4 protein-coding genes are annotated in these 2401 nt (G+C 55.0%); 3 read left to right on the forward strand and 1 reads right to left on the reverse strand.

Annotation, left to right across the window (positions count from 1 at the left end; all coding sequences use genetic code 11):
* Positions 1-988, reverse strand: a 988-nt coding sequence (locus tag ACOYNV_RS27500) for a peroxidase family protein (protein WP_422903007.1), incomplete at its 3' end; no start/stop codon positions are given.
* A gap of 98 nt (positions 989-1086) precedes the next feature.
* Between ACOYNV_RS27500 and ACOYNV_RS27505 the strand changes: the two genes are divergently transcribed.
* From ACOYNV_RS27505 to ACOYNV_RS27515, 3 genes are all read left to right on the forward strand, one after another.
* Positions 1087-1290, forward strand: a complete 204-nt coding sequence (locus ACOYNV_RS27505; protein ID WP_422903008.1) for a hypothetical protein — start codon at positions 1087-1089, stop codon at positions 1288-1290.
* Between the two features lie 212 nt (positions 1291-1502).
* Positions 1503-1751, forward strand: coding sequence for a type II toxin-antitoxin system Phd/YefM family antitoxin (locus ACOYNV_RS27510; protein WP_422903009.1), 249 nt, complete (start codon positions 1503-1505; stop codon positions 1749-1751).
* On the forward strand, positions 1748-2167 hold the full coding sequence (locus ACOYNV_RS27515; protein WP_422903010.1) for a type II toxin-antitoxin system VapC family toxin: 420 nt from the start codon (positions 1748-1750) through the stop codon (positions 2165-2167). The genes ACOYNV_RS27510 and ACOYNV_RS27515 overlap by 4 nt, the downstream gene beginning before the upstream one ends.
* The last annotated feature ends 234 nt before the right edge of the window (positions 2168-2401 follow it).

A 2401-nucleotide genomic window follows, 5' to 3' on the forward strand; every position in this document is an offset into this window, starting at 1 on the left:
AGCTGAACAGATTCGAGAAGTAGTTGTTGCTCCACTTTGTCGGTGTGGTGGTCCAGGTGACTTCCAGGCCGCTGCTGATCGTGTCGGCCCCTTTTCCGGTAGCAAAGGTGTTTTTCCAGCCGAAGCCTTGTTCCTCAATGTCGGCAGCCTCGGGTTCAGGGCCGACATATTTGCCCGGATCTGCGGCACCGTGGCACTTGCCAAAGGTGTGTCCACCGGCGATGAGCGCCACGGTCTCTTCGTCGTTCATGGCCATGCGAGCGAAAGTCTCCCGGATGTCTCGTGCGGCAAGGAGCGGGTCCGGGTTGCCGTTCGGGCCTTCCGGATTGACGTAGATCAGACCCATCTGCACCGCCGCGAGCGGATTTTCGAGATCACGGTCGCCGCGGTAGCGCTCGTCTGCCAGCCACTTGCCCTCAGGCCCCCAGTAAATGTCTTCTTCCGGCTCCCAGATGTCCTTGCGTCCACCGGCGAAACCAAACGTCTTGAATCCCATTGATTCCAGCGCAACGTTGCCGGCGAGAATGATCAGGTCGGCCCAGGAGAGCTTCTGGCCGTACTTCTGCTTGATCGGCCATATCAGCCGGCGCGCCTTGTCAAGGTTAACGTTGTCCGGCCAACTGTTCAGGGGCGCAAAGCGCTGGCTGCCATTCCCCGCGCCACCGCGACCATCCGCGATGCGGTAGGTGCCCGCGCTGTGCCATGCCATGCGAATGAAGAAGGGTCCGTAGTGACCGAAGTCCGCGGGCCACCACGGCTGCGAATCCGTCATCAAGGCATGGAGATCCTTGATCACGGCATTCAGATCGAGGCTCTTGAACTCCTCGGCGTAGTTGAACGACTCCCCCAGGGGATTGGACAATGGGGAGTGCTGGTGCAATATCTTCAGGTTCAGTTGATTGGGCCACCAGTCTGCGCTTGTCGGGGCCCCGGCTACGGTGTGTTTCCGAGCGTCGCCCGAGAAGGGGCACTTTGATTCCGTGGTCATGGCTTTCTCCTTTGGTTGTTTATGATTGACTACTCAGAGGCTGTGAATTAATTGGCACCTGCATCCAAGACCGTCATTCCGGCGCAGGCCGGAATCCAGTGCGCACCTCTGATACCTATGAAAACAATCAGATAGACGAACTAGACCCCGGCTTTCGCCGGGGTGACGAACTGGAAGATTTGGCTGAAATGATTTTTTCACAGTCTCTCAGCCCAAGGCAAGACGGGCGCCAGCCAATCAAAAAGCATTCAGTAATCCAAACCGCACTGAAGACAACACCCCGGTTAATGGCTAATGAATAATTTTCCGATTTGTAATCGGTTCAGTCACTAAACAGACACCAAAATCATGACCGCCTTGCCATCGCTCAAACAAGACTAAAGCAGTCAGCATCGCATTCATTATTCGTGAAAAATTGTGAAAACTATTTTCCCCTGTCATTAGCCGAGCCGCGTATGCAGTGATCTTGAACAAGCGTACGATATGACCTGAATGGTCATATTGGAGGTGTTCCGTGCAAACATGGCAAATCAATGAAGCAAAAGCGCGCATGTCGGAGTTGGTCAGACAGGCTCAACTAGAGCCGCAGGACATCACCTTGCACGGGAAATCCGTTGCCGTGCTGATTTCACGACAACAGTTTGAGCGCTTGGGAAACGCTCAGGGATCTCTGGTCGATTTCATGCGCAGATCACCGTTCTTCGGTGAGGACGATATTGAATTCGCACGTGACTGCAGCCTGACGCGAGAGGTTACATTTTGAGCTACCTGCTGGACACCAATGTCCTCTCGGAACTCCGACGCACAGCCCCTGATCCGCACGTCCTGGAGTGGTTTGCCCTGCGCCCGGTGGCAAGCCTGTATCTGAGCGTACTTACGCTGGGAGAAATCCGGAAGGGCATTGAGGGTTGCGACAATCCGGTGAAAAAGCAGACGCTGCTGGATTGGCTTGAAACCGATCTGCCGGTTTTCTTTACCGGACGCATTCTCTCGATCGACGGTGCTGTCGCTGAGCGATGGGGCCGTTTGGTAGCAATGGCGGGAAGACCGTTGCCGGCAATCGACACTTTACTGGCGGCAACGGCGATCGAGCACGACCTGATCCTGGTGACGCGAAACGTCAAGGATTTTACAGGGTTGTCGGTAGAAATATTCAACCCGTGGGATGTGCAGGGTTAAACCATGGCGGCTTGCAAGCCTCGCCAATAGGCGATCTGCAGTAATACAGGCTGGCAAGCCAATAAATACGGCATTCTTCAGGCATATGGGCTGTAGATCGCCTATTCATGCGGTCCGCAGCGGTGCTGTTGAATAAGCACCTTGCCTCATTTAAAGTACTGGCTGAATTGACAGGTATCGCTGGTGTTATCTCGCGCCCCTATGGAGCCATTTGAATCGCGGCTTAATGGAGCC

Source organism: Propionivibrio sp., from assembly GCF_049316945.1.
In the GTDB taxonomy this organism is placed as follows: domain Bacteria; phylum Pseudomonadota; class Gammaproteobacteria; order Burkholderiales; family Rhodocyclaceae; genus Propionivibrio.